This is a genomic window from Stenotrophomonas sp. JAI102, assembly GCF_013409105.1.
In the GTDB taxonomy this organism is placed as follows: domain Bacteria; phylum Pseudomonadota; class Gammaproteobacteria; order Xanthomonadales; family Xanthomonadaceae; genus Stenotrophomonas; species Stenotrophomonas maltophilia_AA.
Map to the genome: position 1 here is coordinate 789,113 of NZ_JACCCI010000002.1, position 22,860 is coordinate 811,972.

General features: G+C 67.7%; 18 protein-coding genes. 12 read left to right on the plus strand and 6 right to left on the minus strand.

Translation table 11 applies throughout. From position 1 onward, the window contains the following. The first annotated feature begins 42 nt into the window (after nt 1-42). Together HDC96_RS12150 and tkt are read left to right on the plus strand one after the other, a co-directional pair. Nucleotides 43-1,392, plus strand: coding sequence for a dicarboxylate/amino acid:cation symporter (locus tag HDC96_RS12150; RefSeq protein WP_179460194.1), 1,350 nt, complete (start codon nt 43-45; stop codon nt 1,390-1,392). Nucleotides 1,393-1,542: 150 nt separating this feature from the next. Next, a complete protein-coding gene (gene tkt, locus HDC96_RS12155; protein ID WP_179460195.1) occupies nt 1,543-3,552 on the plus strand; it encodes a transketolase in 2,010 nt (669 codons plus the stop codon). 127 nt (nt 3,553-3,679) lie between these two features. Here tkt and HDC96_RS12160 read toward each other — a convergent pair whose 3' ends face one another. Next, nucleotides 3,680-5,632 (minus strand): acetyl-CoA hydrolase/transferase C-terminal domain-containing protein, encoded by a 1,953-nt coding sequence (locus HDC96_RS12160; protein WP_179460196.1) that lies wholly within the window; start codon nt 5,630-5,632, stop codon nt 3,680-3,682. Between the two features lie 213 nt (nt 5,633-5,845). On the opposite strand from HDC96_RS12160, the gene HDC96_RS12165 reads away from it, so the two are divergent. The 3 genes from HDC96_RS12165 to HDC96_RS12175 are packed head-to-tail and all read left to right on the plus strand — an operon-like array spanning nt 5,846 to nt 7,990. Continuing rightward, nucleotides 5,846-6,211: a BlaI/MecI/CopY family transcriptional regulator gene (locus HDC96_RS12165; RefSeq protein ID WP_179460197.1), complete on the plus strand. Its 366-nt coding sequence runs from the start codon at nt 5,846-5,848 to the stop codon at nt 6,209-6,211. Further along, complete coding sequence (locus HDC96_RS12170) at nt 6,204-7,415, plus strand: TonB family protein (RefSeq protein ID WP_179460198.1); 1,212 nt, start codon at nt 6,204-6,206, stop codon at nt 7,413-7,415. The genes HDC96_RS12165 and HDC96_RS12170 overlap by 8 nt, the downstream gene beginning before the upstream one ends. Before the next feature lie 8 nt (nt 7,416-7,423). Next, nucleotides 7,424-7,990 carry a hypothetical protein gene (locus tag HDC96_RS12175; RefSeq protein ID WP_179460199.1) on the plus strand — a complete coding sequence of 189 codons (567 nt, stop codon included), beginning with the start codon at nt 7,424-7,426 and terminating at the stop codon, nt 7,988-7,990. A gap of 52 nt (nt 7,991-8,042) precedes the next feature. On the opposite strand, the gene HDC96_RS12180 is transcribed toward HDC96_RS12175, so the two are convergent. The 3 genes from HDC96_RS12180 to HDC96_RS12190 form a co-directional block, all read right to left on the minus strand. Next, nucleotides 8,043-8,849: an MBL fold metallo-hydrolase gene (locus HDC96_RS12180; RefSeq protein WP_179460200.1), complete on the minus strand. Its 807-nt coding sequence runs from the start codon at nt 8,847-8,849 to the stop codon at nt 8,043-8,045. A 10-nt stretch (nt 8,850-8,859) separates the two neighbouring features. Beyond that, nucleotides 8,860-9,675, minus strand: a complete 816-nt coding sequence (locus tag HDC96_RS12185) for a S1/P1 nuclease (protein WP_179460201.1) — start codon at nt 9,673-9,675, stop codon at nt 8,860-8,862. Nucleotides 9,676-9,857: 182 nt separating this feature from the next. Continuing rightward, on the minus strand, nt 9,858-10,487 hold the full coding sequence (locus HDC96_RS12190; RefSeq protein ID WP_179460202.1) for an OmpW family outer membrane protein: 630 nt from the start codon (nt 10,485-10,487) through the stop codon (nt 9,858-9,860). A 200-nt stretch (nt 10,488-10,687) separates the two neighbouring features. Between HDC96_RS12190 and gap the strand changes: the two genes are divergently transcribed. From gap to HDC96_RS12225, 7 genes are all read left to right on the plus strand, one after another. Further along, nucleotides 10,688-11,689: a type I glyceraldehyde-3-phosphate dehydrogenase gene (gap, locus tag HDC96_RS12195; protein ID WP_179460203.1), complete on the plus strand. Its 1,002-nt coding sequence runs from the start codon at nt 10,688-10,690 to the stop codon at nt 11,687-11,689. Between the two features lie 180 nt (nt 11,690-11,869). Then, a complete protein-coding gene (locus tag HDC96_RS12200; protein ID WP_179460204.1) occupies nt 11,870-14,563 on the plus strand; it encodes a DUF2339 domain-containing protein in 2,694 nt (897 codons plus the stop codon). 14 nt (nt 14,564-14,577) lie between these two features. Further along, the gene (locus tag HDC96_RS12205; protein ID WP_179460407.1) at nt 14,578-15,933 is read left to right on the plus strand and encodes a DUF3999 domain-containing protein; all 1,356 of its coding nucleotides are present in this window, start codon (nt 14,578-14,580) and stop codon (nt 15,931-15,933) included. 161 nt (nt 15,934-16,094) lie between these two features. Next, nucleotides 16,095-17,270 (plus strand): phosphoglycerate kinase, encoded by a 1,176-nt coding sequence (locus HDC96_RS12210; RefSeq protein ID WP_179460205.1) that lies wholly within the window; start codon nt 16,095-16,097, stop codon nt 17,268-17,270. Beyond that, nucleotides 17,267-17,908, plus strand: a complete 642-nt coding sequence (locus HDC96_RS12215) for an HAD hydrolase-like protein (RefSeq protein WP_179460206.1) — start codon at nt 17,267-17,269, stop codon at nt 17,906-17,908. The genes HDC96_RS12210 and HDC96_RS12215 overlap by 4 nt, the downstream gene beginning before the upstream one ends. Before the next feature lie 213 nt (nt 17,909-18,121). Further along, entirely contained in the window at nt 18,122-19,588 is a 1,467-nt protein-coding gene (gene pyk / locus HDC96_RS12220) for a pyruvate kinase (RefSeq protein ID WP_121039358.1), read from the plus strand. A 246-nt stretch (nt 19,589-19,834) separates the two neighbouring features. Then, complete coding sequence (locus HDC96_RS12225; RefSeq protein WP_088432708.1) at nt 19,835-20,839, plus strand: class I fructose-bisphosphate aldolase; 1,005 nt, start codon at nt 19,835-19,837, stop codon at nt 20,837-20,839. A 69-nt stretch (nt 20,840-20,908) separates the two neighbouring features. On the opposite strand, the gene HDC96_RS12230 is transcribed toward HDC96_RS12225, so the two are convergent. Together HDC96_RS12230 and cysK are read right to left on the minus strand one after the other, a co-directional pair. Then, complete coding sequence (locus HDC96_RS12230; RefSeq protein ID WP_179460207.1) at nt 20,909-21,508, minus strand: O-acetyl-ADP-ribose deacetylase; 600 nt, start codon at nt 21,506-21,508, stop codon at nt 20,909-20,911. Nucleotides 21,509-21,747: 239 nt separating this feature from the next. Beyond that, nucleotides 21,748-22,707 (minus strand): cysteine synthase A, encoded by a 960-nt coding sequence (gene cysK, locus HDC96_RS12235; protein ID WP_179460208.1) that lies wholly within the window; start codon nt 22,705-22,707, stop codon nt 21,748-21,750. Nucleotides 22,708-22,860 lie beyond the last annotated feature (153 nt).

The following is a 22,860-nucleotide window of genomic DNA, read 5'->3' on the forward strand; positions in this document are numbered from 1 at the left end:
GCTTTGCTAAGCTGATTTCATTTTTTCGAGGAACGCCGCTCCATGACTGAGGCCGCAACGACCCGGCAGAAACTGCCTTTGCACTGGAAAATGGGCATCGGCTTCATCATCGGCCTGGTCCTTGGGCTGACCGTCCATGCCCTCGGTGGCAGCGTCGACGGCCTGCATACCGGTGCCAAGTGGGTGATGGATTACATCACCACCCCGGCCTCGGGCCTGTTCCTCAATCTGATCTTCATGCTGATCGTGCCGCTGATCTTCTCGGCGCTGATCATGGGCGTGTCGGAGATGGGCGACATCCGCGCCCTCGGCCGCATCGGCTGGAAGACGCTGGCCTACACCATCCTGCTCTCCGGCATCGCCGTGGGCATCGGCCTGGTGCTGGTCAACGTGCTCAAGCCGGGGGTGGGCGTGGACCCGGTCGTGGCCGCGCAGATGCTCACCGAGAATGCCGAGCGCAGCAAGGAAATCGTCGCCGGCATCCATGGCGTGCCGAAGGGCATGGACATGCTGCTGTCGATCGTGCCGAGCAACGTGGTCGCGGCGGCGTCCAGCAATGGCGCGATCCTCTCGCTGATGTTCTTCGCGCTGATGTTCGGCATCGGCATGGTGCTGACCGATGAGGCGAAGGTCGCCCCGCTGCGTCGCGCCATCGAGGGCATCTTCGAAATCTCGATGACCCTGATCAACCTGGTCATCCGGCTGGCCCCTTACGCGGTGGCCTGCTTCATGTTCAACCTGGCGGCCCTGTTCGGCTTCGAGCTGATCATCCGCCTGGGCGCCTACGTGGGCGTGGTGGTGCTGGCGCTTGGGCTGCACATGGTGGTGACCTACGGCGTGGCCGTGTGGCTCTCCGGCCGCTCGCCGCTGGCGTTCTTCCGCGATACCCAGGAGGCCACCGTGATGGCCTTCTCGACCGCCTCCAGCAACGCCACCCTGCCGACCGCGCTGCGCGTGGCCGACCAGATGGGCCTGCCGCAGAAGGTCTCGCGCTTCGTGCTGACCGTGGGCGCCACCGCCAACCAGAACGGCACCGCGCTGTTCGAGGGCGTGACCGTGATCTTCCTGGCGCAGTTCTTCGGGGTGGACCTGAGCATCGGCCAGCAGATCATGGTGATGGCGGTCTGCATCCTGGGCGGCATCGGCACCGCCGGCGTGCCCTCCGGCTCGCTGCCGGTGGTGGCGATGATCTGTGCCATGGTCGGCGTGAACCCGCTGGGCATCGGCCTGATCCTGGGCGTCAACCACTTCCTGGACATGTGCCGCACCGCGCTGAACGTGACCGGCGATCTGGCCCTGACCACCCTGGTGGCCAAGGGCGAGGTGGACGACGGCCCGGTCGTGGCCGCGGTTGCCCCGGCCCCGGCACCCGCTCCGGCCCCGCGCGACTGAGCCTGCGCAGGCCTGCGGATTCCCGACGCCCCGCCTTGTGCGGGGCGTTTCGTTAAGGGCCTGGCCTGTCTCCGGCCTGACCCCGCCGATCACCTGTGGGACAATGGGCTGCCCGCAGCTCCGCGGGAGCCTCCCGACTCCGACAGAACCATGACGCAGCCTACCCGCCGCCAGTTGGCCAATGCCATCCGCTTCCTCGCCGCTGATGCGGTCGAAACCGCCAAGTCCGGTCATCCCGGCATGCCGATGGGCATGGCCGACATCGCCGAAGTGCTCTGGAACGACTACCTCCGTCACAACCCGAAGAATCCGAAGTGGTTCAACCGCGACCGCTTCGTGCTGTCCAACGGCCACGGCTCGATGCTGCAGTACGCGCTGCTGCACCTGAGCGGCTACGACCTGCCGATCGAGCAGCTCAAGCAGTTCCGCCAGCTGGGCAGCAAGACCGCCGGCCACCCGGAACACCATGAAACCCCCGGCGTGGAGACGACCACCGGTCCGCTGGGTCAGGGTCTGGCCAATGCCGTGGGCTTCGCCCTGGCCGAGAAGCTGCTGGCACAGCGCTACAACCGCCCGGAACACGAGATCGTCGACCACCGCACCTGGGTGTTCCTCGGCGATGGCTGCCTGATGGAAGGCATCTCGCATGAAGCCGCCTCGCTGGCCGGCACCTGGGGCCTGTCCAAGCTGGTCTGCTTCTGGGACGACAACCACATTTCCATCGACGGCAACACCGATGGCTGGTTCACCGACAACACCCCCGAGCGTTTCGAAGCCTATGGCTGGAACGTGGTGCGCGGCGTCGATGGCCACGATCCGGAGAGCATCAAGTCCGCCATCGACAGCGCGCTGGCGCAGTTCGACAAGCCGACCCTGATCTGCTGCCGCACCACCATCGGCTTCGGCTCGCCGAACAAGTCCGGCAAGGAATCCAGCCACGGCGCCCCGCTGGGCAAGGACGAGCTGGAAGCGACCCGCAAGCAGCTGGGCTGGCCGTACGGCCCGTTCGAGATTCCGGAAGAGATCTACGCCGGCTGGCGTGCCGGCGGTACCGGCACCCTGCGCCAGGCCGAGTGGGAGCAGCAGTTCGACAAGTACGCCGCGCAGTACCCGGCCGAAGCCGATGAGCTGATCCGTCGTTCGCACGGCGAGCTGCCGGCCGATTTCATCGCCAAGGCCGATGCCTACATCGCCCAGGTCCAGGCCGACGGCCAGACCATCGCCTCGCGCAAGGCCTCGCAGCTGGCGATCGAAGCGTTCGCGCCGCTGCTGCCGGAACTGGTGGGCGGTTCAGCCGATCTGGCGCACTCCAACCTGACCCTGTGGAAGGCCAGCAAGTCGGTCGCCACCGATGACCCGAACGCCAATTACGTCTATTACGGCGTGCGCGAGTTCGGCATGACCGCGATCGCCAACGGCCTGGCCCTGCATGGCGGCTTCATTCCGTTCGACGCCACCTTCCTGGTGTTCAGCGATTACGCCCGCAACGGCGTGCGCATGAGCGCGCTGATCCCGGCCCACGCGATCCACGTATACACCCACGATTCGATCGGCCTCGGCGAAGACGGCCCGACCCACCAGCCGGTGGAGCACCTGGCCTCGCTGCGCTACATCCCGAACAACGATGTGTGGCGCCCGTGCGATGCGGTCGAATCGGCAGTGAGCTGGAAGTCGGCGATCACCCGCAAGGACGGCCCGAGCTGCCTGGTGTTCAGCCGCCAGAACCTGCCGCACCAGCCGCGCAGCACCGAGCAGGTCGCCCAGATCGCGCGCGGTGGCTACGTGCTGGCCGACGCCGAAGGCGGCGTGCCGGACGTGATCCTGATCGGCACCGGTTCGGAAGTGGGCCTGGCCGTGACCGCCAAGGCGGAACTGGATGCCGCCGGCATCAAGACCCGCGTGGTGTCGATGCCGTCGACCGATGTCTTCGAGCGCCAGGACGCGGCGTACCGCGAGTCGGTGCTGCCCAACGCCGTGCGCAACCGCGTGGCCGTGGAAGCCGGCGTCACCGGTTTCTGGCGCCAGTACGTGGGCCTGGACGGTGCGGTGGTGGGCATCGACACCTTCGGTGCCTCGGCGCCGGCGGAGGCGCTGTACAAGCACTTCGGCATCACCGCCGAACACGTCGTGGCCGCGGCCAAGGCGCAGCTGGCGAACTGATCGTGGCGCCGGGCTCTGTCCGGTAGCTGCAAAACGAAAGGCCGGGGATATTCCCCGGCCTTTTCGTTTGTTGACGGGCAAAAACCACGATCCTTGATCGAGGGTAGATCCACGGCGTGGATCCCAGTCACCCGGCTGCGGTGCGCGCCAATCCCAACCGCACCAGCCGTGCTTCGATGCGTTCGCCGAACGTCTTCGGCGCATCCAGCCCCATCCGCTGCAGATAGGCCTGATCGCCATCGCCGGCAGGTTGGGCCACCGCGGCCAGCACCGTGCGCAACTTCGCCATCGGCGTCTGCGTGTTCTGCTTCAGCCAGCCCAGCGCTTTGACCAAGTGCTGCTCGACCTCGGTAAAGTCGCTGCCCAGCGGATAGTCCGGCAGCAGCCCGGACTGGCGGAACGGCGCCAGCGACGCACTGACCGCCGCGGCCGTGTTGCGCTGACCATCCGCGGACGGCGTGAAACCGGTCGCCAGCTTCTTCGAGGCTTTCGCCGTATCCAGCAACGCGGCCTGGAACTGTGCATCGGTGATGGCAGCCATGGCGATCACGCAGTCCTCGTCGGTCATGTTGCGCAGGTCGGCGATGCCGTACTCGTTGATGTAGAGATCGCGCAGGTGCCGCGGGATCGTGGTGTGTCCATAGTTCCAGCGCACGTTGGACTGCAGCGTGCCCTTGTCCTCGCGGGTGGCGCGGAAGATCAACGCACTGCGCGCGCCGGGCAGGGCATGCGCCATCGCCACGAAGTTGTACTGGCCGCCCACGCCGGAGACCACGCGGCCGTCTTCCAGCGCATCGGAGACGGCGGCGCCGAGCGCGGTGGCCATCATGCAGGAGTTGAAGAAACGCGCATCGCGGCGCTGCATCCGCTCCAGCGTTTCATCGCCGCCGTAGAGCTGGTTGATCTCGCTGATCCGGCGCATGCCGATCGCGCTGCGCTCGTCATCGGGCAGGTCGCGCAGCCACTGGTAGAACTCCGGCGAGCCCAGGTAGAACGCGCCGTGCAGGTACTCGCCCTCGGCCTCGAGCGTAGCGTAATCGGTGGTCCACGCGGTGCCGTTCTCGATCCGCTGCAGCAGCGCCAGATCGTCGTGCACCTTGCGCCGGATCACGCCGGTCTGGACCAGCCGGCGGAAGCCCTCGTTGAGCATTTCGCTGCAGCCGTACAGGCCGATCTCGAACGGCTCCAGGCCACCGCATTCCAGCACGGTCGGGTGGCTGGCCAGGCCGGGATCCAGCGCCTGCAGGATCTGCCGGTAGCGGGCGTTGTCGGTATGCCGCAGTACCAGTGCATGGCTGAGCGCATCGGCCAGCGTGCCGATGCCGATCTGCAGCGTGCCGCCATCGCGCACCAGCGTGCTGGCGTACAGGCCGATCGCGTAGTCGGCATCGCTGACCGGCTGGCGCGGCAGGCCGAACAGCGCCGGATACGGCCCCGGTGGCGTGATCACCAGATCGAAGAACGACACGTCGACCGTGGCCGAGCCCGCCAGGTAGGGCAGTTGCGGATCGATCTCGGCGATCATCAACGGGCGGGGCAACCCGCGCGCGACCATCGCATCCAGCGTGTCCTGGGTGATGTCGTTGTTGCACGACAGCGACAAGCGCCGATCATTCGCGCGCATCGCCACTTTCTGCACGATCGCATGCGGGGCGCGCTGCGCCACCGCATCGGCGGCGTGCGTGTAGTTCAGGCTGGTGTAGCTGCGCTGGGCCTGCGATGAGCCGAGCAGCGCGCCCGACTGCATGTAGAACTCTTCCACCTGCACATGCGCCGGCAGCTGGTCGCGCACCATTGCATCGGCGTAGGCCAGCCGCGGGAAATCCTCCCCGAAGTGACGCTCGGCGAACGGCTTCATGAAGCGGGCTTCCAGCCCCGCACCGCCGCGCGGCGGATTCAGCGACAGCGCGGTGTACAACTGCAGCGGCCGCGAGGCATCGTTTTCAACACGGGCATACAGCGCGTTGAGCAGCCGGTGCGGCTTGCCCAAGGCGAGCGGGGCGCCGATGCGCAGGGGGCCATCGACCCGCTGCAGCAGCCAGTCGACGGCGGCGTCCAGGTCGGTCAGGTGTTCGGTCATGCGGCGCTATCCTGCGAAATCATGCGGGTCATTACAGCATTTCCGGTTTGAACAGACGGCCACGCGAGACTTCATCGAATGTTCGGTAGCGTCTCATCGAGGGCTCCGTGGGCATGCGCCGATGCTGGCAGCGGCTGCATGAACCGGCTGTCGAAGGGTTGACACCCGGGTTGATTACGGGCGTAATCGAGTTGTCGATTACGGATGTAAATGATGAGCCAGATCAGTGAAGCCGAAGCCGTGGTGATGGAGGTGCTGTGGCGGAACCATCCGCTGGGCGCCGACGAGGTGGTCGTCGCGCTGGCCCGCCGCGACTGGGCCGAGCCCACCATCAAGACCCTGCTCAACCGGCTGCTGACCAAGGGCGCGATCAGCGCCAGCCGCGACGGGCGTCGCTATCTGTACTCGCCGGTGCTGCAGCGCCAGGCCTGGGTGGCCGAACAGAGCGAGGGCTTCCTGGACCGCGTTTTCGACGGCCGCGTCGCGCCGCTGGTGGCGCACTTCAGCCAGCGCGGGGAGCTCAGCGCGCAGGACATCGCCGAGCTCAAAAAGCTGATCCAGGAGATGGACCATGAATGAGCTGCTCGAGGGACTACTGCAGGCCAGCGTGTGGCTGTCGGTGGCGACGCTGGTGCTGGCCGCGGCCAGGCCCCTGCTGCTGCGCCTCGGAGGCCCAGCGCTCGCCTACCGCAGTTGGTGGTTGCTGCCGTTGATCCTTGTGGTTCCGTACCTGCCGCTGCCGCGGCTGCCGATGACTGAAATGGACCCGGTCATGGTCATGGCGTCGGCCCTGCGCCCGCCGGCCGTGCCCACCGACGCCTCGCAGTGGCCGCTGCTGCTGTTGACGGTGTGGTTGCTGGGCGCGGTAGCGGTGGCCTGCTTCAGCTGGCGAGCGCAGCGCCGCTTCGAGCATGCACTGGGCGAGCTCCAGCCGCGCACGGACGGCAGCTGGCAGGCCAGTGGCGACCCGGGCCTGCCGGCGCTGGTCGGCCTGTGGCGCCCGCGGATCGTGGTCGGCCCCGACTTCGAGCAGCGTTTCAGCCCGGCCGAGCAGGACCTGATCCTGCGTCATGAACACAGCCATCGCCGTCATGGCGATCCCTGGGCAAACGCCGCGCTGGCCCTGCTGCGCTGCGTGTTCTGGTTCCACCCATTGCTGCCGTGGGCGGCGCGCCGCTTCCTGCGTGACCAGGAATTGGCCTGCGACGCGCGCACGGTCGACCCGCATCCGGCCCTGCGCCGGCTCTACGCCACCGCGCTGCTCAAGGCGCAGTTGGTCCACCCGGTTGCGCCGATGGCCTGCCACTGGCGCAGCCAACCGATGTTGAAGGAGCGGATTGCGATGTTGAAGGAACACAAGCGCAGGACGGTGCCGTGGTTGACGGGGCAGGTGATGGTGATCGGGCTGTGCGTGGGGATGGGGACCGTGGCCTGGGCTGGCCAGGGCAATGCAGTCGCGGCGGCCGGCGGGATCGGCGGGAGCGCCGTGGTGGCCGATCGCATGGCCATCGCCCACCGAATGCCGCCACCGTCCTACCCGAAGATCGCCGTCGAGCAGCGCATCGTCGGCAAGGTCGTCGTCCGGGTGGACGTGGATGCCGAAGGCACAGCGACCGACGTGCGCGTGCTTGAGGCGAGCCCGGCGGGTGTATTCGATGACGCGACGGTCGCTGCCGCGAAGCAGTGGACCTTCGAACCGGCGATCAGAAACGGCAAGGCGGTGGCTTCGGCGCTGAAGATTCCGGTCACCTTCGCGATGGATGACGAGGAGTCCGCGCCGTGATGCGCGTAATGCGCGCGGCAGCGACCGTGCTGTCGGTGGCCCTCCTGGCAGGCTGTGCCGGCCACGACCAGATCACCACGGTGGACACTCGCGCCGAGAACGTGGACCACCAGCGTCTGGAACCGAATGTCGGCAGTCATGGCAGCGGGAAGGTGGAGACGTATCAGCTGGGGCCGACCGAAGGCTACCGGATGCCGCAGCTCAATGCGGGGCCGGACCCGGCTGTCGGTGATCGCGATCCGCGCCGCGCGCTGGCACCGACGACGGTGTGCCTGCAACTGGTGATCGATACGGAAGGCAAGGTCGAACGCAGTCTGCCCGTGAGCGATCGCAGCGACTGTGCCGCCGGCAATGCGCCGGAGAACGCGCCCCTCATGCAGGCTGCCCAGGAAGCGGTGGCGATGTGGCGCTTTGTCCCCGCGGCCGTCTGTCATTTCCCTCCGCAGCGCGTGCCAACGGATCGGGGTAGCTGCGAGGGCGCCGAGCGCATTGAACCGGTGCCGGTGAGTCTGCTGTACGGCTTCACGTTCGAGATCGTGAAAGGGCAGCACGTGGTGCGCCGGCAGGGGCGCTGAGGAAAACGACGGACGGGCAGCACGTTGCAGGGGAGCCGGCCAGCGGCCGGCACTACCTTGTCGGGCCACCCTGGATGTTGGCTTTTACCGAGGGCTCCATCAGTTTCGGCTCGGGCAGGGTGGCATCACGCGCCTGGCGGGTGGCAACGAACTCGGCTTCGCTGATGCCGTCATGCAGGTGAATGTTGTGCGCGCGCTGCGCGCCGATGGTGGTCTCGTTGGCGACCTCGCGGCCACCGGGGCCGTAGTCGTGACAGATGAACACACGGGTCGCATCGGGCAGCGAAAGCAGCCGCTGGATCGAACGGTACAACTGCGCCGCGTCACCGCCCGGGAAGTCGCAGCGGGCGGTGCCGCCGTCGGGCATGAACAGCGAGTCGCCGGTGAACAACGCGTCGCCGATCCGATACGCGACGCTGTCACTGGTGTGTCCCGGCACCGCGATCACCTCGGCGGCGATATCCCGGAGCGTGAAGCGCTCGCCATCGGCGAACAGATGATCGAACTGCGAGCCGTCGGTCGGTACATCGAGCGCGTAACGCGGTGCGAAGGTGCGCTGCACCTGCACGATGCCCTGGCCCATCGCCAGCGTCGCGTCCGGCCACTCGGATTTCAGCCAGCGCCCGGCACTGACATGGTCGGCGTGGGCATGGGTGTCCAGCAGCCAGCGCACCTGCAGGCCGTGCCCTCGCACATGGGCAAGCAACGGCTGCAGCGGCCCGGCGCCGAGTGCATCGGTGTCCGGGTCGTAGTCCAGCACGGGGTCGATCACCGCCGCCTGCAACGTCGCCGGGTCATGCACCACGTAGCTGAAGGTGTGGCTGTCCGGGTGGAAGAAACCGGCGACGTGCAATGACATGGTACTGACCTCAGCGCTTGCCCAGAGTGTCGTTGAGCAGCACCGCCAGGCGTTCACCGGCCAGGCGCAGCTCGCGCTCTGCGACCGGGCGATAGGTCGCCGCATAACTGGCATCCAGGGTGCGCTTTGCCGGGTAAACCCCGGGTGCAATGGCGATCCGGCAGCTGGCTTCGGCCCACTGCACGGCATCGACATCGATGTTCGAACGCTTGCCCAGCGTGGGCTTGGGCAGGGCGAGCAGGCGCTTGAGATACTGGTCGTCATCCAGCGTCTGCTCGTTCAGCATGCCGCTGTCCCACAGCGAATGCAGATTGGTACCGCGGTTGTTGAACTGCACCTGGAAATCGTTGCCGCCCTTGTCGTGGCCGTAGCCGGCATGCATCGGCTGGTGGATGTCGCCGGCGAAATGCACCACGAACTTCAGCGCCTGCGCGCGCTCGGCGTCGGACTTGCTGCGGTCGGCGAGGATCGCGGTCTGCGCCTTCAGCGCCTCGACCACGCAGTTGCCGTTCTTGCAGTGCTTCTGCACCTCATAGTGGCAATCGTCTTCGCCGATGTTGACGTAGTGCCAGCCGGCCGAGCGCTTGCCCAGCCCCGGGTCCTTGGCGCGCAGCTGATCGGCCCACGGGGCGATGGCGTGCAGGGTCGGGTCCGGCTCGGTGGCGAGCAGGCGGTCGACTTCGGCCTGGGTCTGCGGGGTCAGCCGGGTTTCGGCGATCCGCGCCACCAGCCGATGGCCCTGCGCGCCCCAGGCCAGGGCATCGGTGGAAACAAGGGTGAGTGCCAGCGCGAGGGCGGTGGCCGGAAGCAGGGAAGGCATTTTCATCCGCGGCATTCTAGCGGGCCGGCCGCCATGCCGGCTTGCCAGGATCTGGCCGGCTGCAGCATTCGTCGGGGGGGGGGGGGGGGGCGGCATCTGCTGGCCGAATGAGGCAAAAAAAACCCCGGCCGAAGCCGGGGAACTGTCTTGCTGCGAGGGTGTTGCCCTGTTGGGTTCTGATCCGCCGATCAGAACTTGAACACGTACGACACGCCGTAGGCGAGCGGGTCGATGTTGACGGTGCCGATCTTTTCGCCGTTGAGCTTGACCTTGCTGTCGATGTCCATCCAGCGCACATCCACGCGCAGCGAGCCCTTGTCGTTGATCGCGAAGTCCAGGCCGGCGTGGGCGGCCAGGCCCCAGGAGTCTTCCATCTTGAGCTTGCTGCCGGCCAGCGCGCCGCCGGTCTTCTCGCTGAAGAAGGTCGTGTAGTTGATGCCGGCGCCCAGGAACGGGGACACCTTGCCCTTGCTGTTGAAGTGGTACTGCAGCGACACCACCGGCGGCAGGTGCTTGGTGCTGCCCACGTTGCCGAGGCCGGCGATGTTGATGTCGTGCTTGAACGGCAACGCGGCCAGGAGCTCGATGCCGAGGTTGTCGGCGATGAAGTACTCACCGGTGATGGTCGGCTTGATGTCGTTGTCGACGTCGACCTTCAGCGTACCCCCGGCCAGCGAGCCGTTGTTGGACTTCGGGGCGACCTGGTGCACGCCGGCACCGATCGTCCAGTCGCCCTTGGACTGGGCCATGGCGGGGGTGGCGGCCAGCGCCAGGGCGGCGGCCAGGCTGGAGAGCAGGAGGGGGGAGGTCTTGCGCATGAGGCGGTCTCGTGGCGGGTTGGAATGGCGCCAGTTTTCCCGCTCGCGCCGCTGCGCGCCTTGATCCGGATCAATCCGGGTATTTACCGTTGTAACCGGTTCCCATTCGTCTTCCCCGGGCCGGGCCGGTTCCGGCCCTGCTAGAATGAACACCCCTTTCCATCGGCGCCGCACCGTCGCGGCTGCAGGAGCTTGTGAACATGGCAATCAAGGTTGGCATCAACGGTTTCGGTCGCATCGGGCGCAACGTGTTGCGTTCGGCCGTGCTGAACTTCGGCAATGACATCGAAATCGTCGCCATCAACGATCTGCTGGAGCCGGACTACCTGGCGTACATGCTGAAGTACGACTCCGTGCATGGTCGCTTCAAGGCCGACGTGGACGTCTCCGGCAACGACCTGCTGGTCAACGGCAAGAAGATCCGCCTGACCCAGGAACGCGATCCGGCCAACCTGAAGTGGGACGAAGTCGGCGTGGACGTCGTCATCGAATCCACCGGCCTGTTCCTGACCAAGGAAACCGCGCAGAAGCACATCGACGCGGGCGCCAAGAAAGTGATCCTGTCGGCGCCGTCGAAGGACGACACCCCGATGTTCGTGTTCGGCGTGAACGACAAGACCTACGCCGGCCAGGCGATCGTCTCGAATGCCTCGTGCACCACCAACTGCCTGGCCCCGCTGGCCAAGGTCATCAACGACAAGTGGGGCATCAAGCGTGGCCTGATGACCACCGTGCACGCGGCGACCGCGACCCAGAAGACCGTCGATGGCCCGTCCAACAAGGACTGGCGCGGTGGCCGTGGCATCCTGGAGAACATCATTCCGTCCTCGACCGGTGCGGCCAAAGCCGTCGGCGTGGTGATCCCGGAATTGAACAAGAAGCTGACCGGCATGAGCTTCCGCGTGCCGACTTCGGACGTGTCGGTGGTCGATCTGACCGTCGAGCTGGAGAAGGAAGCCACCTACGCCGAGATCTGCGCGGAAGTGAAGGCACAGAGCGAAGGCGCGCTGAAGGGCATCCTGGGCTATACCGAAGACAAGGTCGTGGCGACCGACTTCCGTGGCGAGACCCACACCTCGGTGTTCGACGCCGACGCCGGCATCGCGCTGGACAGCACCTTCGTCAAGCTGGTGTCGTGGTACGACAACGAATGGGGCTACTCCAACAAGTGCCTGGAAATGGTCAAGGTCGTCGCGGCGTAAGTCTGCGCTGCCCCTGCGTCATTCCACAGACCCCGGCCCCGTGCCGGGGTCTGTCGTTTCAGGCGGACCATTCACGCCGGTGATCCCGCGCGTACCGCCGATCCATTAGCATGGCCCGCGTGCCGCCGGCACTGCACCTGCCCGGTGCAGCCGTGGCGACCCTCTTGAGGATGGCCTGGAATGGAAGCTCTGATTGTCCTGCTGGTGCTGGTACTGCTGGCGATCCCGCTGCTGCTGATCGTGGCGCTGGTGATGATCGCGGGCCTGCGCCGCCGCGTGGCCGCGCTGGAACACCGCGCGGCCGGGTCTGCCTGGGACGCTGCGCCGGCGCCAGCCGAAGCCGAAGCCGAACGGCCGCTGCGCTGGACGGATATTGCATCCGTCGACACCGTGGCCGCGCCGCTGGACTTCGCCATGCAGCCCGGGGTCGAAACGCCCGTCGAGACCGCGGACACCGTGGCTGCACCCACCGCGGCGGGGGCGATGCCGCCGCCGCTGCCGTCCTCCGCGCCGATTCCGACGCCCAGGCCCACGCCGCCGGTGGCACCGGTTGAACCCCAGGGCCCGGGCATCGGCGAACGCATCGTCGGCACCATCAAGCAGTGGTTCACCGAGGGCAACGTGCCGGTCAAGATCGGCATGCTGGTACTGCTGGCCGGTGTGGCCGCGCTGCTCAAGTACGCCAGCGACCAGGGCTGGTTGAACGCCCCGATCGAGCTGCGCCTGGCCGCCATCGCGGTGGCGGCGCTGGCCGGGCTGGTGTTCGGCTGGGTGCAGCGCGATACCCGGCGCCTGTTCGCGCTGGCGCTGCAGGGCGGGGCGATCGGCGTCCTGCTGCTGACCATCTTCGCCGCGTTCAAGCGCTACGACCTGATTCCCGCCGTGCCGGCTTTCGCGCTCAGCGTGCTGCTGATTGCCGGCATGGGCGTGCTGGCGGTGGTGCAGAACTCGCGCACGCTGGCCGTGCTCGGCATCCTGGCCGGCTTCATGGCGCCGATCTGGCTGTCCACCGGCAGCGGCAACCATGTCGCGCTGTTCTCGTATTACGCCGTGCTCAATGCGGCGATCCTGGCGATTGCCTGGTGGCGTCCGTGGCGCGCGCTGAACCTGCTCGGTTTCGCCTTCACCTTCGGCATCGGCACCGCCTGGGGCGTGCTCCAGTACAGCGCGGACAAGTTCGCCAGTACCGAGCCGTTCCTGCTGCTGTTCTTCGCCTTCTACCTGCTGATTCCGATCCTCTATGCGCGTCGGCAGAGCGCGGAGAAGCGCGACCTGATCGATGGCAGCCTGGTGTTCGGCACGCCGCTGATCGCGTTCTCGCTGCAGGCCGGCCTGCTGCATGACGACCGCCTGCTGCTGGCGTTGTGCTCGCTGGCACTGGCCGCGTTGTATGCGGGCCTTGCGTGGGTGCTGATCAAGCGCGAGCGCTATGCCGCGCTGGGCCAGTCGCATGCGGTACTCGCGGTGGGCTTCGCCACGTTGGCGGTGCCGCTGGCGCTGTCCGCACGGGCCACCGCCAGCGTGTTCGCGCTGGAAGGGGCGGCGCTGGCCTGGCTGGGGCTGCGCCAGCAGCGCTGGCTGCCGCAGATCGCCGGTGCGCTGCTGACCCTGGGCGCCGCGTTCGGCTTCGTGGTCGGCGCGGACTACTGGCATCTCGATGCCACGGCGATCGCCAACCCCACCTTCATGAGCGGCCTGCTGCTGGCACTGGCCGGGTTCGCCGCGGCCTTCAGCTATCGCCGTGCGCAGCAGGATGCGCCGGCCATCGTCTACTACCTCTGGGGCCTGCTGTGGTGGCTGGGCAGCGTCAGCCACGAGATCCTGCGCTTCGTCGCTCACCGCAACGAGCCCGATGCGCTGCTGATTGCTGCAGCGGTGACCGGTTGGCTGGCCGCCGAGATGCATCGCCGCTGGCCGGCGCGCGCGCTGGTGCTGACCACGCTGGCGATGGTGCTGGCCGCGTTCCCGTTGGCGCTGTGGCAGGCCGATGTGCACGATCAACCGTTCGCCGGCTATGGCGCACTGGCTTGGGCGGTGTTCGCGCTGCTGGGTGTGCGCAGCCTGTGGTGCCTGCGTGCGGGTGACGACCGCACGTCGCTGGCGGCGCAGTTCCTGTGGTGGCTGCTGTGGCCGTCCGTGGTGTCGCTGGCCTGCCTGTGGCTGGCGGACCGATTTGCGCTGGCACAGGGCTGGGGCCTGGGGTTGATGTTGCTGCCGTGGCTGCTGGTCACCGCGGTGGCGCTGCTGCGCTGGCCGTGGCTGACGGTGCCGCTGGGCGAACGCTTCGATCGCATGCGCGGTGCGTTGCAAGGCACCTTGTTCGCCGTGCTCGGCGTGAGCTGGGCGGGCCTGCTGCTGGTGCCGGCCGGCGCCGCTCCGCTGCCGTGGTTGCCGCTGCTCAATCCGGTGGAACTGGCGCAGTTGGCGGTGCTGGTCCTGGCCGCACGCTGGCTGTGGTCCGGGCAGGCGCCGGAGGGCCTGCGTGCGATCCGCATCCCGGTGCTGGCGATCGCTGGTTTCGTCGCGCTGACCAGCGTCACCCTGCATGCCGTGCATCACTGGGGCGGGGTGCCGTGGAACGAGCGCCTGTGGTCCTCGACCCTGGCCCAGACCAGCCTGACCGTAGTGTGGAGCGTGCTCGGCGTGATCAGCTGGGTGTGGGGCTCGCGCCGCGGGCAACGCGTGCTGTGGCTGGTGGGCGCGGTGCTGATGGGCGTGGTGCTGGCCAAGCTGGTGCTGATCGATCGCCAGCATCTGGGCAACCTGCTCGGGATTTCTTCTTTCATCGCCTACGGCCTGCTGTGCACGGTCGTGGGCTATCTGGCACCGGCGCCGCCGCGCGCGCCGGACCCCGCCGTGGAGCCGCAGTCTTGAAGACCTTTCGCCCGCTGATCCTCCTCGCTGCGCTGGCGCTTCCGGCGCTGGCCCAGGGCCAGGCCCAGGCCGCCGACGGCCGCGAGGCCTATCGCCAGCAATGGCCGCTGCAGCTCGCGCAGCCGCAGGCCGGTGCGTACCGGTTGACGCTCGACGAGGTTGTCTACAGCACCGCAGTGTCGCCGCGGCTGGCCGATGTGCAGGTGTTCAACGCACAGGGCCAGGCACTGCCGTCGGCGTTGTTGGCCGCCGACCAGCCGCTGGCGCAGGCACCGCAGTGGCAGACGCTGTCCTGGTTCCCGCTGCCGCCGATGGCCGGCACCTCCGGCGATGACCTGCAACTGCTCACGGAGCGCAACACCGACGGCAGCGTGCGCCGGGTCGAGGCGCGGCTGGGGCGGGGCGGGGCGGCTGGACAACCCGCAGGCTGGCTGATCGATGCCAGCGCGCTGAAGACCGGCGTGCAGGCGCTGCGCCTGGACTGGCAGACGCAGGTGCCCCTGCAGGCCCGTGTGCGCGTGGAGATGAGCAACGACCTGCGCGACTGGTTGCGCATTGCCGATGACGTGCCGCTGGTCGACCTGCAGCACGAAGGCCGCCGCCTGCAGCAGCGCCGCATCGAGATCGCGCGCCAAGCCCGCTATTTCCGCATCCTGCCGATCGGTGCCGATGCCTTGCCGGCGCTGTCCACGGTGCAGGCCGAGCTGGCGCCGACCGCGCAGGCGATCGCCTGGCGCTGGCAGTCGTTGACCGGTGCCGCCGGCAAGCCCGGCGAGTTCGAGTATCAGCTTGATGGGCGCTTCCCGATCGCGCAGGCCGATATCGCGACGGCCGACAACAGCGTGGTGCAGTGGACGCTGCTGAGCCGCGACGATGCCGACCAGCCGTGGCAGGTACGGGCCGGCCCATGGGTGGCCTATCAGCTGCAGGACGCCGCCGACCGCCGCCAATCGCAGACCCAGCCGCTGACGCGCAGCACGCGCGACCGCTACTGGAAGCTGGTGGCCGGCCAGCCGCAGTCGATGCCGGCGCCGACGCTCAAGCTCGGTTACCAGCCCGAAGCGCTGGTGTTCCTCAGCCAGGGCGAGCCGCCCTACACGGTAGCCGCCGGCAGCGTACGCGCGGAGCGCCAGGATGCCCCGGTCGCCACGGTGATCGCGCAGCTGCGCGAACAGCACGGCGCGCAGTGGCAGCCGGCGCAGGCGAGCATCCAGGGCGAACCGCAGGTACTCGCCGGCGATGCCGCGGTGGCGCCGCAGCGCGACTGGAAGCAGTGGCTGCTGTGGGCGCTGCTGGTGATCGGCGTGCTGATCGTCGGCGGCTTCGCAGTCAGCCTCCTGCGCCAACCAAATAGGGACGGAGGTAGTTAAGCGCGCTTAACTACCTCCGTCCCCGTTAAGAAGCGCGCGACGACCAACGGTCGCCGCCTACCTCCGTCCCCGTCATGAATTTGCGATGCACCGCGCCAGCCGGGACAATGACCGTCTGCGCCGTGCGGCGCCCTTCCTTCTTCAGAGCCAAAGAGTTGCTTATGTCCATCGTTCGCATGACCGACCTCGATCTCTCCGGCAAGCGCGTGCTGATCCGCCAGGATCTGAACGTGCCGATCGACAACGGCCAGATCACCTCCGAGCAGCGCATCACCGCGTCGCTGCCGACGCTGAAGCTGGCGCTGGAGAAGGGCGCCGCCGTGATGGTGACCTCGCATCTCGGACGTCCGAAGGAAGGCGTGTGGAGCGAGGCCGAATCGCTGGCGCCGGTGGCGCTGCGTCTGTCGCAGCTGCTGGGTGCCGAGGTGCCGCTGGTGCGCGATTGGGTCGACGGCGTGGACGTCGCGCCGGGTTCGATCGTGCTGCTGGAAAACTGCCGCATGAATGTCGGTGAAGGCAAGGACGATGAAGCGCTGGCGAAGAAGTACGCCGCGCTCTGCGATGTGTTCGTGATGGATGCCTTCGGCACCGCGCACCGTGCACAGGCCTCCACCCACGGCGTGATCCGCTTCGCCCCGGTGGCTGCCGGTGGCCCGCTGCTGATGGCCGAGCTGGACGCGCTGGCCAAGGCGCTGCTCGCCCCGGCCCAGCCGCTGCTGGCGATCGTGGCCGGCAGCAAGGTCAGCACCAAGCTCGAACTGCTCTCCAGCCTGGTCGGCAAGGTCGACCAGCTGATCGTCGGCGGCGGCATCGCCAACACCTTCATCGCGGCCGCCGGCTACCCGGTCGGCAAGTCGCTGTACGAGCCGGACCTGCTGGACACCGCGAAGAAGATCGTCGCCGATGCCAAGGCGCGCGGCGCCGACATCCCGCTGCCGACCGACGTGGTCGTGGCCAAGCAGTTCCTGCCGGACGCCGAAGCCACGGTGAAGGCCGTTGCCGACGTGGCCGAGGATGACCTGATTCTGGACATCGGCCCGGACACCGCACAGCACTACGCCGGCCTGATCGCCAAGGCCGGCACCGTGGTCTGGAACGGCCCGGTCGGCGTGTTCGAATTCGAGGCCTTCAGCCATGGCACCGAAGCCCTGGCCCGTGCCATCGCCGCCTCGCCGGCGTTCTCGATCGCCGGCGGCGGCGATACCCTGGCCGCGGTCGACAAGTACGACATCGCGGGCGAGGTGAGCTACATCTCCACCGGTGGCGGCGCGTTCCTGGAGTTCCTGGAAGGCAAGACCCTGCCGGCCGTCGCCGCGCTGGAGGCCCGCGGCGCGTGAGCCGCGATGTCCTGTTCTTCGATCTCGACGGCACGCTGATCGATTCTGCCGTCGGGATCACCCAGTGCGTGGCGCATGCGCTCACGCAGATGGGCCAGCCGGTCCCGCCGCAGGCCGAACTGCGGCGCTGGATCGGGCCGTCGCTGCGCACCAGCTTCGCGCCGTTGTTCAACGATCCGGCCCAGGTCGAGCAGGCGGTGACGTATTACCGCGAACGCTTCGACGTGGTCGGCTGGCGCGAGCATGAGGTCTACCCGCGGATCGGCCAGGTCGTGCAGGCCTTCAAGGATCGCGGCCATCGGCTGGCGATCGTCACTGCCAAGAACGAACCGCATGCGCGGCGCATCGTCGAGCACCTGCCGTTCGGCGACTGCTTCGAGGACGTGATCGGGGCCACCCCGGATGGCAGCCGCAGCGAGAAGCCGCAGCTGGTCGCCGAGGCGCTGCACCGGCTGTCGTTGACCCCGGCGCGGTGCTGGATGATCGGCGACCGGCGCATGGATATCGAAGGCGCGCGGCATCACGGTCTGCGCAATATCGGCGTGTTGTGGGGCTTCGGCGGTGCCGAGGAGCTCACGGCAGCCGGGACCGCGCACCTCGCGCAGGCACCGGACGACCTGCTCACCCTGATCGATTGAGGGCCGCGGCGGCGATCCGTACGCCGCCGCATGTCCTGCGCAAAGGCCCGCCGCGATTGGCGCTGGCCGCCGGGCAGTCAAACGACTGTCCGCCCGCCCGTCTCGGGCTGTCTGCAGGACAACAGCGAAACCCAAGCGTGCCAGCGGTGTAATCGTATTCATGGGACGTGATGGGTGTGCTAATTTCACTCCTTTAACGGGAGCCCATTAACCATGATTGAGCGTCAGCGTCGCACCAAGATCCTTGCCACCCTCGGACCGGCGACCGACCCGCCGGGCGTGCTGGAGGATCTCTTCCGCGCCGGCGTGAACGTGGTTCGCCTCAACTTCAGCCACGGTGACCCGTCCGGCCAGGCCAAGCGCGCCGCCGACGTGCGTGCCGCCGCTGCCCGCGTGGGCGTGGAAGTGGGCATCCTGGCCGATCTGCCGGGCCCGAAGATCCGCATCGAGCGTTTCGCCGAAGGCAAGATCAAGCTCAAGGCGGGTGACCGCTTCGACCTGGTCGCTTCGCCGAACGCACCGGCCGGCGACACCACCCAGGTGGGCGTGAGCTACCTCGGCCTGCCGCAGGACGTGGTGGCGGGTGACATCCTGCTGCTCGACGATGGCCTGATGCAGCTGCAGGTCACCGAAGTGCAGGGCGAGCGCATCATCAACACCGTGCTCAACGACGGCGTGCTGTCCGACCGCAAGGGCCTGAACAAGCAGGGCGGTGGCCTGTCGCTGGGCGCGCTGACCGAGCGCGACAAAGAACTGATCGGCATCGTGGCCAAGATCGGCGTGGACTTCATCGCCGTCTCGTTCTGCCGCAATGCGCAGGACATGAACGACGCGCGCGAGATCGCCGAGTCGCACGGCTGTTACGCGGCGCTGGTGTCCAAGATCGAGCGCACCGAAGCGATCGACAACCTCGAAGAGATCGTTGACGCCAGCGACGTGGTCATGGTCGCGCGTGGCGATCTGGGCGTGGAAATCGGCGATGCCGAACTGCCGGGCCTGCAGAAGAAGATCATCAAGGCCTCGCTGGCGCAGAACAAGGTGGTGATCACCGCTACCCAGATGCTGCAGTCGATGGTCGAAAGCCCGATCCCGACCCGTGCCGAAGTGCTGGACGTGGCCAACTCGGTCATCGACGGTACCGACGCGGTGATGCTGTCGGCCGAAACCGCCGCCGGCATGTACCCGGTCAAGGCGGTCGAAGCCATGGCACGCATCTGCCTCGGTGCCGAACGCCAGTTCCAGACCGAGACCGATTTCGGTGCCTCGCCGCGCAACCTGGAGCGTGCCGACCAGGCGATCGCCATGGCCACCATGTTCCTGTCCCAGCATGTGGGCGTGCGCGCGATCGTGGCGATGACCGAATCCGGTGGCACCGCGCGGTACCTGTCGCGCTTCCGTGCCTCGGCACCGGTGTTCGCGGTGACCCGCCATGACGGCGCCCGCCGCCAGATGGCGCTGATGCGCGATGTATTCCCGATCAACTTCGACAGCCGCGGCCTGACCCCGCGCGAAGCCGCGCGCGGCAGCATCCGCCTGCTGTTTGAAGCGAACCAGCTGCAGAGCGGCGACCGCGTCGTCTTCACCAGCGGTGAGCACATGGAAACCCATGGCGCCACCAACACGCTGCGCCTGCTGGAAGTGGGCGAAGACGGTCGTGCCAGCGGCTTGGGCGAGCTCTAAGGGTACGCGTCATCGCATACGCGCTGTCGCCCCACGGTTTGCGCTGCAAACCGTGGGCTCCTTCTTACCATCTCCCAGACCCCCGCCGCTTCGCGGCCGCCCCCTCACTCAGGGGGCTTTCCCCCAGACACATTCGATCGCCTGGGCCCGTTTTCCGGTGGAATCGTTTCCAGATTCCGTGGACGGCCAGTTCACGGGAGGCGGGGTCTATAATTGGGGTTTTCCCGCACCCGCCACAGGAAGTACATGAGCATCGAACAGCTGGCTGAAACCGCACAGGCCATGGTCGCCCCGGGCAAGGGCATCATCGCGATCGACGAATCCACCGGCACCATCGGCAAGCGCTTCGCCAGCGTCGGCCTGGAGAACACCGAGGAGAACCGTCGCGCCTACCGCGAACTGCTGCTCACCACGCCCAAGCTGAACGAGCACATCTCCGGCGCGATCCTGTACGACGAGACCATCCGTCAGTCCACCAAGGACGGCGTCCCGTTCGCCAAGTACATGGCGGCCCAGGGCATCATTCCGGGCATCAAGGTCGACAAGGGCGCGCATGCCCTGGCCGGCTGCCCGGGCGAGCTGGTCACCGAAGGCCTTGACGGCCTGCGCGAGCGCCTGCAGGAGTACTACAAGCTGGGCGCGCGCTTCGCCAAGTGGCGTGCGGTCATCAACATCGGTGAAAGCATCCCGTCGGGCACCTGCATCGAGTCCAACGCCCACGCGCTGGCCCGTTACGCGGCGCTGTGCCAGGAATGCGGCCTGGTGCCGATGGTCGAGCCGGAAGTGATCATGGACGGCGACCACGACATCGAGACCTGCTACGAAGTCACCGAAGCCACCCTGCGTTCGCTGTTCGATGCGCTGTACCAGCAGAACGTGCTGCTGGAAGGCACCATCCTGAAGGCCTCGATGGTCATCTCCGGCAAGGGCTGCGAAGAGCAGGCCGACGTCGAGGAAGTGGCCGAGTCGACCGTGATGTGCCTCAAGAGCACCGTGCCGGCGATCCTGCCGGGCGTGGTGTTCCTGTCCGGTGGCCAGAGCGATGAGCAGTCCACCGCGCATCTGAACGCCATGAACCAGATGGGCAACCTGCCGTGGCCGCTGAGCTTCTCCTACGGCCGCGCCATGCAGCAGGCCGCGCTGAAGCTGTGGGCCAAGGACACCAAGGCCAACGTCGCCAAGGCACAGCAGACCGTGTTCGACCGCGCCAAGGAAAACGGCCAGGCCGCCCTGGGCAAGTGGAACGGCTGATTCACGCCTGACCGCCCTCAACGAAAACGCCGGCCATGTGCCGGCGTTTTTGTTTGCGCGCGGGTCTGCTCAGTGCGCTGCCGCGGGCGGCATTCCCAACGCCAGCGGCGCGAAGATCGCCGAGGTCGACGGTTCGACAGGCTGGCCGAGCGCCGCCAGCGCCGACTGGTAGGCCTTGTACGTCGCCGCGTTATAGGCCACCAGGATGATCCGGCGCGGCTGGCGGTGCGAGCGCTGCCAGGTCAGGGTTTCGGTGGCGGCGATGTGGGCGGCCTGGTGCAGCGGATACCCGAACACGCCGCAGCTGATCGCCGGGAACGCGATCGATTCCAGATCGAGCTTCTCCGCCAGCTGCAGGGACTTCCAATAGCAGTTGGCCAGCAGCGCCGGCTCGTCGCGCAGGCCGTCCTGCCAGACCGGGCCGACCGTATGGAACACATGCCTGGCCGGCAACGCGAAGGCGGGCGTCTCGCGCACCTCACCGGTCGGGCAGCGCATGCCGGGGCGGATCTCCGGCAGGGCGCGGCAGGCTTCGAGCAGCTGCGGACCGGCCGCGCGATGGATCGCACCGTCCACGCCGCCGCCGCCCAGCAGGGATTCGTTGGCCGCATTGACGATCGCATCCACCGCCAGGGTCGTGATGTCGCCCTGCCACACTTCGATCTTCATGCGTACCGCTCCTTACGTACTGATACCGGGTCCATACAACGAAATGACGTGCCTGACCTGCACCGTAACCTGCAGGACATCTAGGCTGCGTCATCGTCGTCTCAGGCAGTGCGACCCGGCGAGCGCTGGCTGACCTTCACACGATGCCGCCGGATCGCTTCACCGCAGATGAAGCGCCCAGGAAGCAGAACGCCCGCCGGTCAGGGCGGGCGCTCCGTTCATACGGACCAACGCGGGGATCAGGGCAGACCGGCCAGCCAGTCGTCGTCGGAGCCTTCGTTGATGTCGGCGAACAGCGGGGTCGAGAAGTAGCGCTCGCCGGTGTCGGGCAGCATCGCCAGGATCACCGATCCCGGCGCGGCCTTGGCGGCGATGTCCAGCGCGCTGGCGACGGTGGCGCCGGCCGAGATGCCCACGAAGAGGCCTTCCTCGGCAGCGAGCCGGCGCGAGGTCTCGATCGCCCGCGCGTCGTCGATGGTCAGCAGCTCATCGTAGACACCGCGGTTGAGCACGTCCGGCACGAAGTCCGGGGTCCAGCCCTGGATCTTGTGCGGCTTCCACTCATCGCCCTTGAGCAGGGCGGCGCCTTCCGGCTCGGTGGCGACGATGCGGGTCTCGGGGCGCGCGACCTTGAGCACTTCGCCGACGCCGGTCAGGGTGCCGCCGGTGCCCCAGCCGGTCACGAAGTAGTCCAGCCGCTTGCCGGCGAAGTCGCGCAGGATTTCCGGCGCCGTGGTGTTGCGGTGATAGGCGGGGTTGGCCGGGTTGGCGAACTGGCTGGCCAGGAACCAGCCGTGTTCCTCGGCCAGTTCCTTCGCCCGGCGGACCATGCCCGAGCCGCGCTCGGCGGCCGGGGTCAGGATCACCTTGGCGCCATAGGCGCGCATCAGCTTGCGGCGCTCGATCGAGAAGGTCTCCACCATCGTGGCCACGAACTTGTAGCCGCGCGCGGCCGCCACCATCGCCAGGGCCACGCCGGTGTTGCCGGAGGTCGCCTCCACGATGGTGTCGCCCGGCTTGAGCAGGCCCTTGGCTTCGGCGTCGAGGATGATCGCCAGCGCCAGGCGGTCCTTGACCGAGCCGCCCGGGTTGAACGACTCGACCTTGGCGTACAGCGTGACGTGCTCGGGGGCGAGGCGGTGCAGGCGCACCACCGGGGTGTTGCCGATGGTGTCCAGGATGGAGTCGTACAGGGCCATGGGGATGCTCCGGAGAAGTCGTTGCCGCCCGGGGGCCGTGCGGCGGGGAAGGGCCGGGCGGGTGGCGGCGGCAGGCGCCTGGTCGCGGCCGGCCCGGGGTCGGTCAGACCGTACCGCTGGCATATGACCGCGCGAAATGACCTGATTACCTTC